The organism is Candidatus Kaistella beijingensis, assembly GCF_020084865.1.
GTDB classification, from domain to species: domain Bacteria; phylum Bacteroidota; class Bacteroidia; order Flavobacteriales; family Weeksellaceae; genus Kaistella; species Kaistella beijingensis.
Map to the genome: position 1 here is coordinate 916,946 of NZ_CP071953.1, position 12,102 is coordinate 929,047.

The following is a 12,102-nucleotide window of genomic DNA, read 5'->3' on the forward strand; positions in this document are numbered from 1 at the left end:
TTTTTGTTTGTCCTTAATTAGTTGGTTCTTTTTCTGAATTTAGCTGTACCTTCAGGAATATCTTGTACCGTTCGGAAACCAATATAACTTCTTGCAGAGTCTTTTCTTTCATAATCTCTTGCTCCTGTCATTAATAGGTAACCAACATCTTTCCAAGAACCGCCACGTACCGTTTTTCTAGGCTCTCTGTATGCTTGGTTTGACAAGTATGGATTTAAAGTTGATGCGAACTGATAAGTTGAGTTGTTGTACGGAGATTCTGTCCACTCAGCGACATTTCCTGCCATATCGTAAAGTCCATATCCATTTTTTTGAAACTGCTTCACCGGCGCAGTATAGGTATAAGTTCCTTTTTTCTCGTCTTCGATATAGTTACCTCTTTTCGGTTTGAAGTTGGCTAAATAACATCCTCGATCATCCTGTAAATATGGTCCTCCCCAAGGATAGGTAGCATTTTCTCTACCACCTCTTGCTGCATATTCCCATTCTGCTTCTGTCGGAAGTCTGAAGGCCATTGGTTTTTGTTTCTTCTTCTTCAAAGATTCATTATAGTCTGACTTCAATTTTGATTTAAAATTACAGTAAGCTCTTGCCTGATCCCAGGTTACCCCTACAACTGGATAATTTTTATAAGCACTGTGCCAAAAATATCCATCATAAAGCGGTTCGTTATAAGCATAATTAAAATCCTTAATCCAAACGGTGGTATCGGGATAAACAGCAATACTTTCCTTTTTCAAATATTTTGTTCCTCTCGATTTATCTTTAACTGCAGACTCAATATCTTCCCAATTGTAAGCATATTTTAGTTTTCTGCTGTCAACAATTCTCTCGTTATTAATTCTTTCGGCAGGCGGAATATACATTGATTCCAAAACTTCAGCATATTGCACATCTGGATAATCGGAAGTTTTCCACCTTAAAGGTACATTCCAATCCAATTTTTTTGATTCATCGTAACCATCTCTACCTCCTTGTGAGTCCATGAACTCCTGGTAAGCAGTTTTGGTATCGCCTGCTTTTTTTGAGGCATAAGCATAATCGCCAATTCCAGTCCCATTTCCGGTTGAACCACCTTCACCAGCTGCTTCTGCAAGCAATGTGCGAGCGATAGAATCTCTTACATAATTAATAAACACCCTGTATTCTGCATTGGTAATTTCGGTTTCGTCCATAAAAAATGAAGAAACAGTTACTGTTTTCAGGTTTGCTTTTTCTGGTGTATTGGTGAAATCCTGATCAGCCATACCCATTACATAAGAGCCTGCAGGAATAGCAACCATTCCATAAGGTCTTTCGGCGACAAATGATTTCGCTTTTCCTTTAGGAACTAGCTCTCCCTTCATACCTGGTTTACCCGCAGAAGAGCTTCCACGCTTGGAACATGAGGCTACTACAGATGCTGATAATAATACAAGAAATATTCTTTTCATGCTATTTTTTGAAATTAAGCGGTAAATATATAATTTTTTAAAAAAACAATTACGATTTTTTTTGCAAAACGTGAAAATGTTTAGATTATTTTATCTGATTTAACATTTATTTTATTCTACGGTAACTGATTTTGCAAGGTTTCTCGGCTGATCCACATTTGCACCTCTGTAAACAGCGATGTAATATGCGAGTAGCTGCAGGGGAACCGATGCTATAATTGGGGAAAAACATTCGGACGTTTCCGGAAATTCAATTACGTAATCTGCCATTTGTGAAACCTGTGTATCCCCTTTGTTCACTACGGCAATTACTTTTCCTTTTCTTGCTTTAATCTCCTGAACATTGCTGACAATCTTATCGTAATGCCCTTGTTTTGGAGCAATGATTACAATAGGCATATTTTCGTCAATCAAAGCAATAGGGCCATGCTTCATTTCAGCAGCTGGATAACCTTCTGCATGGATATAGGAAATTTCTTTCAATTTAAGAGCTCCTTCCAAAGCAGCTGGGAAATTGTAACCTCTTCCCAAATAAAGGAAATTTTGGGAATCAACGAAATTTTTTGCAATCTCTTTTGTGATTTCGTGGGTACTTTCCAACACCTCTTCTACTTTTTTAGGAATGGCATCAAGTTCTGAAATCAATCTCATGAATTCCTGATTGCTCAAATTACCATTATGTTTACCTAATTTCAAGGCAATCAATGAAAGGATGGTCAACTGTGCTGTAAATGCTTTTGTAGAAGCAACTCCGATTTCCGGACCTGCGTGCGTGTAAGAACCTGCGTCGGTAATTCTCGCAATTGATGAATCTACTACGTTACAAATTCCGTAGATGAAAGCACCTTTTTCTTTGGCCATTTTAATCGCAGCCATGGTATCTGCAGTTTCGCCTGATTGCGAAATTGCAATCACGATGTCTTTTTCAGTAATAATGGGATTTCTGTATCTGAATTCTGAGGCATATTCAACTTCTACCGGAATTCTTGCAAATTCTTCTATTAGATATTCACCAATCAGACCTGCGTGCCAAGAAGTTCCGCAAGCAATAATGGTGATTTTTTGCGCCTGATTGATTCTTTCCAGGTGATCCCAGATTCCGGCCATTTTAATAATGCCTTCTTCGACCAGCAATCTTCCTCTTAATGTATCGTGAATTGATTTGGGCTGTTCGAAAATTTCTTTGAGCATGAAGTGCTCATAACCGCCCTTTTCGATCTGCTCAAGACTTAATTTAAGTTCCTGTACTTGAGGAGTTATTTTTTCGTTATCCTTAATATTTCTGATGTCAACCCCTTTTTCAAGAGAGATGGTTGCCATATGACCTTCTTCCAGATAAACTGCCTCCTTTGTAAATTCAACAAAAGGTGATGCATCGGAAGCGATGAAATATTCATTGTTACCCAATCCAATAGCTAAAGGGGAACCAAGCCTTGCAACCACCAAAACACCCGGATAATCATCATGCAGTACTGTAATTGCATAAGCGCCATAAACCTCATTTAGCGAGTATCGTACAGCCGTTGGAAAATCAATGTCTGGATTAGTGTCCATAAAAAACTGGATAAGATTGACCAGAACTTCAGTATCTGTTTCCGAATGGAAGGTAAATCCCTTTTCAGTAAGCATGATCTTGATGGTATCGTAATTCTCAATAATCCCGTTATGTACCAAGGCAATTTTACCATTATTTGAAATATGTGGGTGCGAATTTTTATCACTTGGAACACCGTGAGTTGCCCATCTAGTATGCCCCATACCGACATGGGATTTTCCTTGCAAATTTTTGGAGATTCTAACCAAATCATCCACTTTGCCCTTTGTTTTGGCAACATCGAAATGTGAAGGCTGCTCCAGCACAATTCCTGCACTGTCATAACCTCTATATTCTAACCTGCGAAGACCATTGATTACAACTTCGTAAGCGTCTTGAAATCCTGTATATCCGACAATTCCACACATATATATTCGTTTTTATTAAATCTTTATTTTTTTCCGTAAGTTAAAATTAATTTTGCTCGCTGCTGCTCATTAGTTGGATCCGATCCCACGAATACTGCCCTATTTGGCGTATAATAACGATTGTTAAAGTTTTGGGCACCAAAATCGGGATACTGTAATCCGATGAGCGTTCCTTTAGCATCCACAGAATAGCTGCCCACATTTAATATAATGTCATTGTTCGCCGCATCAGCTTCTATGATATTTTTAAATGTCTGTGTGATTCCGATATCATAATAAGCCGGATTGCTGTTCAGGTTATAAGGTTTCACGAGATAATAATTTCCGGAATTTGCCAACGTATTCATATCCGTTAGGAAGGTGTACAAATTGGTGTAGGAGTTATCCGTATTGATAATTCTTTCATTCACCACAAAGCTTCCTGGTTTCTTGTAAGTATTGTCCCAAGTTGATTTGTCGGTATAAATACGCAATTTGGCAGTGGTAATCCCTATCTTCTCATTTTTGTACATATTCTTGATTAAATCAACAGTTGCTTTAGGAACTCTCAAACCAATACCTGGTCCACCCATTCCCTGCGCAAAAATTTTAGGATCCCCGTTAATTTTGTCCACATTGGCAAGTGCTAATTGTGATGGCGTACCTGAACGGTCGAAAGTAATTTGGTTAAAATGCACGTTGTTCGCCCCCAAATCAAGGTCAAATGTAGCAGTTTCACGAGTTGTGGTTCCACTAACCGTTTTATCTTTCTTGTAGTAAAGCCTCAAAGCTAGTGCACCTGGAGCAAACTTAAAAATGTAACCGTCATTTTCTTCAATAGAAATTTTCATCCCTTTGAAATATCTTATAAAAGTTGCTGCATCAGCCAATTCGGCAGAAGAAGCCTTTTTCATGATATTATTCTGGAAGAATAGGCTGTCCAAATGAATCCTGATGGACGGATCTGATTCATACAGCACCGAATTATCGGAGTCTTTTGTAAGCTTTACTGAAGAAATATTGCCATCAAACACTTTCGAACCCAGTAAGTTGCTTGTCGCAACGTTTTTATTGGAGTAAAATTTCTCTGCACGGCTGAAAAGGAATTCGTTCACTTCATGAACTTTGATATTGAAAATCGTTTTCCCGTTGATTTTGGCTTTGCCATATTTTTTCACTGGGTATCTATTAACTACACTTTTTGCAGCAACTGCACCTTCAGGATAAATATAATCTTCCTTTGTAATGGTAGTTATTGAATCAGCACTATAGCTAGGCTTAATCAACATCACCGCAGAATCCAACACGGGATTTGTACCAAAGTCAGGTGCATAAGAAGAAAGACGAACCTGAGTTACATAAGCAGATTTCTGCATACCAAATTGTGGTTCCGCAAATGCGCCTAAAGTGGCACTATCGGTCTGTAAATTATCTGTTCTAATTCTTATAGAGTCGTTATTATTAGCATTGTAGGCAATAACAGGGAATGTAGTTTCATTTCCTTGCGCACCATTCTGAAAAAACTGTGAACCCAACTGATCAGCATCCGATTCACAACTTAACACCGCTAAACTACCTAATACTAAAACTGCAGTAATATTAAATACTTTCGTTATATTTTTTATCATTAAAATTTAAATTGATTAATACAATTGATTGATTGAATCTGCGTCCAGATACTCGCTTTTTGAGGTCTTGGTTTTATTGAAAGCATTTTCAAGCGGCTCCTCCAAGAATTCGTCACCTTTAACAACGATATCAACCAGATCCATACTTTCTATTACAAAGCCTTGGAAGCTAGGTTTTTTAAACGCATTAAGTGAATTGATATTGTCGAACTTCATTTTTTCTTCGGTTGTCGCAGGCAAATCGCCCTCTTCCTCGTTATAAACAGAAAGAACCAATTTAGAATCTTTGAAGTACGAATCGTTTTTGTAGAAAGATTTAAGGTAAATCGGAATGAATGAGGCCATCCATCCGTTCAAGTGAATCACATCAGGAACCCAGTTTAATTTCTTAATGGTTTCTATGACCCCTCTAGCAAAGAAAATCGCTCTTTCATCATTATCCTCAAAAGGTTTTCCATCCTCATCAAAGTAATACTGCTTTCTCTTGAAGTACTCTTCGTTATCGATGAAATAAACCTGAAGTCTTTCACCAGGCAAAGATGCTACTTTGATTATTAAAGGCTGATCCAGATCATTAATAATAATGTTCATTCCAGAAAGTCTAATCACCTCGTGGAGCTGGAATTTTCTTTCGCTTATTTGCCCAAATCTTGGCATAAAAACCCGCACATCATTTCCTTGCTGGTGCATTTTGAGCGCCATATTGCTCACCAATGTTGCCATATTGCTGTCTTCTTGGTAAGGAAACATCTCTGTGGTAACATATAATATTTTTTGGTTCGCCATAAATTCTATCTTCTTCTTAAGTTGTAAGCAGAATATTCTACGGTGCAAAATTACAAAATTTTAAGCTAATATTTTTTAATTAACACATTTTAATAATTATAATTTGAAAAGCTTGATTCATCGACAAAATATTTTTTTCATATCGCATTTTTTTTAATTGAATTTATTATTTTTACATACATTAATGATAAACTATGGAAATTTTCAGAACCCGTAAAACACTACAGGATTACATTGAAAGGCAGAAGGAAATGGGAAAAAAAATCGGATTTGCTCCTACAATGGGTGCGCTGCACAAAGGCCACATTTCACTTTATGAAACCGCCAGAAAGCAAAACGATCTTGTGATCTCCTCTATTTTCGTCAACCCTACACAGTTCAACAATCCTGAAGATCTGGAAAAATATCCCAGAAATATTGAAAATGACATTAGGATACTGAAGGAGTCAGGATTTGTAGATGCGGTATATATCCCGGAAGTTGCAGATCTCTATCCGGAAATAGTAGAAAGCAAAGAATATGATTTCGACGGATTGGAAAATGAGATGGAAGGGAAATTTCGCCCAGGACATTTCAACGGAGTGGGTACGGTAGTGGAAGAATTATTACGACAAGTACATCCCGACAATGCGTATTTTGGAGAAAAGGATTATCAGCAATTAGCCATTATTAGAAAATTGGTTGAAAAGTTGAAATTGCCCATCCAAATCCATGGCGTCCCAATTTATAGAGAAGATAACGGACTTGCCATGAGCTCCAGAAATCAAAGGTTGAGCTCCAGCCAAAGAGATGCTGCCAAAATAATCCATGAGACTTTAGTAAAAGTTAACGACTGGTTTCGGGTAATCACAGTTTCAGAAATCTATGACCGAGTAAAAGAAATATTTGAAGATCAAAGAGGAATGGTCCTGGAATACTTTGAGATTGCGGAAGAATCTACTTTAAAAGAGACCGATTTTTTCTACAAGGACAAAAATTACAGGGCTTTTATTGTGGTTTTTGTGGGTGAAGTAAGGTTGATCGACAATATGCATCTTGATTAAGAAAAACGCCAAAAGCCTTCAAGAAGAAGGCTTTTGGACACCAAATCACAAAATATTAATATGAAAAAAATTTACTCCTAAAAAGTAAATCTGTGACCTGGCTGGGATTCGAACCCAGGACCCATACATTAAAAGTGTATTGCTCTACCAGCTGAGCTACCAGGTCGGTCTTTTTTTATAAATAATGATTGATAATCGATGATTGACAAATTTCGGCCATCATTTATTAATTATCATCCATGATTTATGGTTTTGGTGCCTGCGACTGGACTCGAACCAGCACATCCATAGGAAACCACCCCCTCAAGATGGCGTGTCTACCAATTTCACCACGCAGGCAAAAAAAAACCGTAAAATTTACGGGTAATTTTTGCTTGTGACCTGGCTGGGATTCGAACCCAGGACCCATACATTAAAAGTGTATTGCTCTACCAGCTGAGCTACCAGGTCGGCCACTTCATTAAACAATTTGTTAAAACTAAATTCAACATCATTTTGTTTTTAAAGTGGTGCAAAGATAAGGCTTTTTTTAAAATCTCAAAATTTTTTTAGTAATTTGTGAAAAATTCAAAAATGATAATTTCTCTTATCGGTTACATGGGCAGCGGTAAATCGCACATTGCCAAACTTTTGAGCGACAGACTTGGGATCAAATTAATTGATCTAGATAAAGAAATTTCTAAAAAAAATAAAATGACCATCGCTGAAATGTTCCAAAAAAAAGGGGAGATTTTCTTCAGAAGGCAAGAAAGAGCACTTTTGGAAGAGATTGTTGCCACCGAGGACAGCTGCATTTTAAGTCTGGGTGGTGGTACTCCTGCGTACTATAACAATATGGAGTTAATCAATCAAAATTCCGAAAGCATATTCTTGAGGACGTCTGTAAAAAATCTTACAGAAAGGCTATTGAAACAAAAGCACAAAAGACCGTTGATTGCAAATATTTCAGACCAAGATCTGCCTGAATTTATCGCTAAGCACCTTTTTGAAAGAAATATTTTCTACAATAAAGCAAAATATACCGTAAATACTGACGACAAAACCCCGGAAATGGTCGTTGAAGAATTGTGCGACTTACTTTAATCTTCATTGCTGTCATCGACCTCACGGAAAAATAGTTCCCAGTCGTCCTTATCCATTTGCGAAGCATCTACGCCACCGGTAAAATCCTCCAGATCACGGCGGTCTTTTTTTGTAGGTCTCCCTTCTCCGCGGTTGCGGTAATATTCCTGATTAAGTTTCCTTAGCTGCAAAACTTCATACTGTTGTTTATCAGTTTTATCTTCAATGTGCAGGGGAACCAATTTTGGCCCTATTCTACTTTTAGGCACCTGTAATATTTTGATTTGATATTCGATTTGATTTTTTTTGATTTTCAGCACATCACCCTCTTTCACTTCTTTCGAAGATTTCACCACATTTCCCCCAAGTGAAACCTTGTTCTTCTTAATTTCGTCAGCGGCAATACTTCTTGTTTTATAAAAACGTATACTCCACAAAAATTTATCAATTCTCATATTTTATTTATACTTTTGCTGGATTAAAATTTTAGCAATTTAACAATTATATTAAAATGAAGAAAATATTTTTATATATGGCGTTCTGTTCCTTAGCAATCATTTCTTGCCGAAAAGATGGTGTCGTAGAAGAGATTCCTGAAGTAAGTATCGATACGCAGAACAGCTACGACGATCAGGCCGCCCAACATTTTCTAGAAACACATTACCTTGATGAGAAGGGTAAGATTAAAGACTACGTGGAAACTGACACGGTAAACAAAAAACTATCAAAACTTAACCCGGTAATTTTACCTTCGGGGGTCATTTATATCATTAGAGCTGGAGCACAACCAACCCCCGGAAATCCTATTGGAACGAATGACGTAATTAGATTAATGAGCATCAGTAATTCTTATGTTGCTGCGAAAACAGATGACAAGGTTACGTTTGAAAGCGCAGTAAATTTTCGAAATACAATCTCCACAACAGGAACTCCGGAAGCGGATCCTTATTATTTTTATACAAAGAACTCTTTCATCACTGCATTCAATACAAAATACAAAACAAGTTACGACCATTCTTTTTTTGAGATTGAGGGATTCCGTGAAGCGATACAAAAATTTAAAGCCTTCGATTTATCCGATGAAGCGGGCTATAATCTGCAGGGTGTAATCATTGTTCCTTCAAGGGCTGCTTACGGTAGAGATATACATTATAGCTCCGGAATGTCGTATAGAAATAGATCTTTTGTTTTTGCTGTCCAGATATATAAAACAAAAGCTAGAACGGCGGCAGAAGACTAAAAATTTTCGACTTCTTAAAACGTAAAAGACTGCATCAAAAGCAGTCTTTTTTTCTATTCATACACTTGACGAAGGATTTCCAATGATTTTGGAACTCGAAATTCACTAAAGTGATAGGTGAAGTACACCATCAAAGAGTCTACGAATAAATTCCTATCAGTTCTTTTCAACTGGATCTGATAAATATCTTCGGTTAAAAACTTTTTCCAAATTGCTGATGTTTGCTCATCAAAAAGATGATGAGAGATTTCGTCTCCGAAAATTCCAGTTTCAGGGTTAAGGTAAGCTCCTTTCTTTAGTAAGGGAGAAACACCCGATATGATTAGAAAATGAAAGAGAAAAGAAGCGTATGAAGTGATGTTGTTTTGAAAAATCTCGTTCTGAAGTTTTAGGATAGCATCAAACAGTTCACGGTTTTTTTGTTCTTCCCGCAGAACATTGTTTAAAAATTCGGCCACAAAAAAAAGTGGTGAGCTGCTCTTCACCCCCATCATTTCCGAAAAACCCGAAATCAACTCTATGTTAGAAATCGACTGCACGTTCGTTTTAACCTTACTGTTGGAAACAGTGATATTAAGTAAATTTAATGGGAAAAGATACGGCTTCTTCTTACTTTTCGCGGAATAAATGCCTTTCGCAAAAAAACTTTGATATCCATTTTCGGAGGTGAAGCAATGCAGCACTGCATGATTATCGCCATATTTAAGATAAGAAAGCAGAAAACCGCTGATGTTTACCATTAATTTACGACCGCTATTTTTGCCGTTGCAGTATCGGTTCCGTCTGAATTGGTCATCAAAACAAAGTAGATTCCCGAAGCAACACGTACTCCACGCTGATTATTGAGATTCCATTCGTAATAGCCTCCTTTTGCCACCGCTTGGTGAACAAGGTTTCCTGCCGCATCGGTGATCCTTATATTTGTTTTTTCAGCCAGTCCTCGAATTCGTACATTTCCTTTGTAATTAGCATAAACAACTGGATTTGGGTATACCAAGACCTCCCCGAAATTTTCATTCACATTTAAAACATCTCCCTGGTAAACCATCACACCGTCCAAGGTCACAAAATACACTTTCCCTGTTTGTTTATCGACTTTAATGTCTGTAACACTGTTTGTTGGTAACGGTGAATTCTGCTTGGTAAAATGATTGAACGTTTTTTGGCCATCCGAGCTTAAATAAAACACGCCGCCTTCATCTACAGAAACCCATTTTTGGTTCCCACCATCTACTTCAATCTGTAAAATCGGTGAATCCCTGAATAATTCTTCACCCACACCATTTTCTTCTATAATGATCGGTTCTGTCCGTGGATTATCTTCGTCGATTGCTGCCGAAGGATTTTGCAAAATACGGAGGCCAATTCTTGTTCCGATCCAAACATCATCATTTTTGTCAATCGCAGCCGAAACAACACCATCTGCAGGAAGATTATTATTTTTCCTAATCATTTTAAAACGGTCATCGCCAAGTTGTGTAGGCGTATTTTTGTAGTCGTAAATCAGCAAACCTCCTCCTCCAAAAAATGGAGCGGGAATGTATAAAATTCCGTTTTTGGTAAAAGGTTTTTGGGTAGATCCAGAATTAATCACATTCACCAAATTAAAGCTGTCGGAAGCAGGAATGTAATAATAGAATCCAATTTTATCAGAATTGGCCGCAGAAGAGACAAAAAGCTGGTTATTTTCATCAAAAGTTAATCCAGCAACACGGTTAAGCCAGTTACCTGTACTCGCATAAATATTTTTATATTCATCATTTTCCATTCTGTAAATACCTTTTTGCCCGTCGATCGGAGTCCAGTTCACAAAAAATATTTCAGAAGGTTTTGCAGGGTTCATCACTGCATCCATCACGTTTAGTGGGCCCGGAAAAGTTTTAAAAAAATTAGGGTACACCCAATTGGTTCCATTAAAGTGATAGTAGCCAAAATTATTGAAGACCGGCGTATCGTAGGCATCTCTGCCTCCACTGGAGATCAACACCTGATTTCCCAACAAATCAATCTTATAGGAAGTATTGCTGTACGGTCCGTCTGGTTTCAAAAAGTCGCCCGCTTCGTTTTTGATCCCGGAAGTCTTGGTTCCTGCGAAAATTTTAGAATTGCTGAAGAATCCGGTATTGAGCTGTTCCCCGAAATCAAAGCTTTTCACAAAAGCACCGGTGGAAGTGAAAATTGAAATTTCCAGAGCGTCTGCAACGATAATATTTTGTGGGGTAACTGTAATGTCCCTTATCGAATTGAAACCTTTTGGTAAAGCAGTAAAAGTTGTCCCATTTCCGGAATAAACCGTATTTAGATTGGAATAAGCGATGGTACTTCCCACAGAAATCTGGCTAAAGTTTCCAGCATTTACGGTATTCCACGAGGAAAAGATTGGAAATGTCACGTTCATTTCGTGAGACTTCAAACCGGTTGCAGTAGCCACATAAACGGAGTTATCTTTAATCACCGCTTCTTTCGCTGCCTCGTAAACACCGTTGTTTATAAAAAAGGACGAATCTCCAAATTCTTTTTTATCCAAACGGAAGATCGAAACACCGTAATTTACCGAAATCACTGCTAAATTGCCCGTGATTGAAATATGATTTATTCTTTTCTCACCGTTATAACCAGCCGCAATTGGAATGTCGACTACGTACGTGATTCCTTCAGGTGTGATGATATCCATCGCGCCATTTTTATAACCAACCAAACCTATTTTTGTTTCAGGGTTGTAATCAAATGCACTAATTTTCACCTCGTGAAGTCCGTTCGCTTTTGACAACTTGGTGATTTCGCCAGTTGCAGGCGTGTAAAAGAAGATTCCGTTTTCTGTAGCAGCAATGAGTTTTCCGTTGTCCTCTCGAATCGCCAAAACATTATTATAAGAGAACAAATCGCTCCATCTGCTCGAGGAAATAATCTGCGCGGAAAATTGCAGCGAAAAAAGGAGTAGTAAAAAAGGTATTATTTTTTTCATCATT

The 12,102-nt window shown here is 37.7% G+C and carries 10 protein-coding genes and 3 tRNA genes; 3 read left to right on the forward strand and 10 right to left on the reverse strand.

Features of this window, described 5'->3' with window-relative positions; translation table 11 throughout:
* Nucleotides 1–17: 17 nt before the first annotated feature.
* From porK to J4771_RS04265, 4 genes are all read right to left on the reverse strand, one after another.
* Nucleotides 18–1,433 (reverse strand): T9SS ring complex lipoprotein PorK/GldK, encoded by a 1,416-nt coding sequence (gene porK, locus J4771_RS04250; RefSeq protein ID WP_224136760.1) that lies wholly within the window; start codon nt 1,431–1,433, stop codon nt 18–20.
* A gap of 111 nt (nt 1,434–1,544) precedes the next feature.
* On the reverse strand, nt 1,545–3,395 hold the full coding sequence (gene glmS, locus J4771_RS04255; protein ID WP_224136763.1) for a glutamine--fructose-6-phosphate transaminase (isomerizing): 1,851 nt from the start codon (nt 3,393–3,395) through the stop codon (nt 1,545–1,547).
* 23 nt (nt 3,396–3,418) lie between these two features.
* Nucleotides 3,419–5,002, reverse strand: a complete 1,584-nt coding sequence (locus J4771_RS04260; RefSeq protein WP_224136765.1) for a DUF4270 family protein — start codon at nt 5,000–5,002, stop codon at nt 3,419–3,421.
* Between the two features lie 15 nt (nt 5,003–5,017).
* Nucleotides 5,018–5,788 carry a glycogen/starch synthase gene (locus J4771_RS04265; protein ID WP_224136767.1) on the reverse strand — a complete coding sequence of 257 codons (771 nt, stop codon included), beginning with the start codon at nt 5,786–5,788 and terminating at the stop codon, nt 5,018–5,020.
* A gap of 194 nt (nt 5,789–5,982) precedes the next feature.
* Here J4771_RS04265 and panC point away from each other — a divergent pair, with 194 nt between their 5' ends.
* Nucleotides 5,983–6,831 carry a pantoate--beta-alanine ligase gene (panC, locus tag J4771_RS04270; RefSeq protein ID WP_224136770.1) on the forward strand — a complete coding sequence of 283 codons (849 nt, stop codon included), beginning with the start codon at nt 5,983–5,985 and terminating at the stop codon, nt 6,829–6,831.
* A 93-nt stretch (nt 6,832–6,924) separates the two neighbouring features.
* On the opposite strand, the gene J4771_RS04275 is transcribed toward panC, so the two are convergent.
* The 3 genes from J4771_RS04275 to J4771_RS04285 form a co-directional block, all read right to left on the reverse strand.
* A tRNA-Lys gene (locus J4771_RS04275) sits at nt 6,925–6,997 on the reverse strand.
* Between the two features lie 87 nt (nt 6,998–7,084).
* A tRNA-Leu gene (locus tag J4771_RS04280) sits at nt 7,085–7,170 on the reverse strand.
* 38 nt (nt 7,171–7,208) lie between these two features.
* Nucleotides 7,209–7,281: transfer RNA gene (locus J4771_RS04285), tRNA-Lys, on the reverse strand.
* Between the two features lie 123 nt (nt 7,282–7,404).
* On the opposite strand from J4771_RS04285, the gene J4771_RS04290 reads away from it, so the two are divergent.
* Complete coding sequence (locus J4771_RS04290) at nt 7,405–7,914, forward strand: shikimate kinase (protein WP_224136772.1); 510 nt, start codon at nt 7,405–7,407, stop codon at nt 7,912–7,914.
* Here J4771_RS04290 and J4771_RS04295 read toward each other — a convergent pair.
* Nucleotides 7,911–8,348, reverse strand: a complete 438-nt coding sequence (locus J4771_RS04295; RefSeq protein ID WP_224136774.1) for an RNA-binding S4 domain-containing protein — start codon at nt 8,346–8,348, stop codon at nt 7,911–7,913. The genes J4771_RS04290 and J4771_RS04295 overlap by 4 nt on opposite strands.
* A gap of 77 nt (nt 8,349–8,425) precedes the next feature.
* On the opposite strand from J4771_RS04295, the gene J4771_RS04300 reads away from it, so the two are divergent.
* Nucleotides 8,426–9,133 (forward strand): hypothetical protein, encoded by a 708-nt coding sequence (locus J4771_RS04300; protein ID WP_224136776.1) that lies wholly within the window; start codon nt 8,426–8,428, stop codon nt 9,131–9,133.
* Between the two features lie 53 nt (nt 9,134–9,186).
* Here J4771_RS04300 and recO read toward each other — a convergent pair whose 3' ends face one another.
* Both recO and porZ read right to left on the reverse strand, forming a co-directional pair.
* Nucleotides 9,187–9,873, reverse strand: a complete 687-nt coding sequence (gene recO / locus J4771_RS04305) for a DNA repair protein RecO (protein WP_224136778.1) — start codon at nt 9,871–9,873, stop codon at nt 9,187–9,189.
* Nucleotides 9,873–12,101, reverse strand: a complete 2,229-nt coding sequence (gene porZ, locus J4771_RS04310) for a type IX secretion system anionic LPS delivery protein PorZ (protein ID WP_224136779.1) — start codon at nt 12,099–12,101, stop codon at nt 9,873–9,875. Before porZ ends, recO begins: the two co-directional genes overlap by 1 nt.
* Between the last annotated feature and the right edge of the window lies 1 nt (nt 12,102).

Coding starts and splice junctions, on each gene's coding strand:
- porK (WP_224136760.1), bottom strand. CDS start 1,433: ATGAAAAGAATATTTCTTGTATTATTATCAGCATCTGTAGTAGCCTCA.
- glmS (WP_224136763.1), bottom strand. CDS start 3,395: ATGTGTGGAATTGTCGGATATACAGGATTTCAAGACGCTTACGAAGTT.
- J4771_RS04260 (WP_224136765.1), bottom strand. CDS start 5,002: ATGATAAAAAATATAACGAAAGTATTTAATATTACTGCAGTTTTAGTA.
- J4771_RS04265 (WP_224136767.1), bottom strand. CDS start 5,788: ATGGCGAACCAAAAAATATTATATGTTACCACAGAGATGTTTCCTTAC.
- panC (WP_224136770.1), top strand. CDS start 5,983: ATGGAAATTTTCAGAACCCGTAAAACACTACAGGATTACATTGAAAGG.
- J4771_RS04290 (WP_224136772.1), top strand. CDS start 7,405: ATGATAATTTCTCTTATCGGTTACATGGGCAGCGGTAAATCGCACATT.
- J4771_RS04295 (WP_224136774.1), bottom strand. CDS start 8,348: ATGAGAATTGATAAATTTTTGTGGAGTATACGTTTTTATAAAACAAGA.
- J4771_RS04300 (WP_224136776.1), top strand. CDS start 8,426: ATGGCGTTCTGTTCCTTAGCAATCATTTCTTGCCGAAAAGATGGTGTC.
- recO (WP_224136778.1), bottom strand. CDS start 9,873: ATGGTAAACATCAGCGGTTTTCTGCTTTCTTATCTTAAATATGGCGAT.
- porZ (WP_224136779.1), bottom strand. CDS start 12,101: ATGATGAAAAAAATAATACCTTTTTTACTACTCCTTTTTTCGCTGCAA.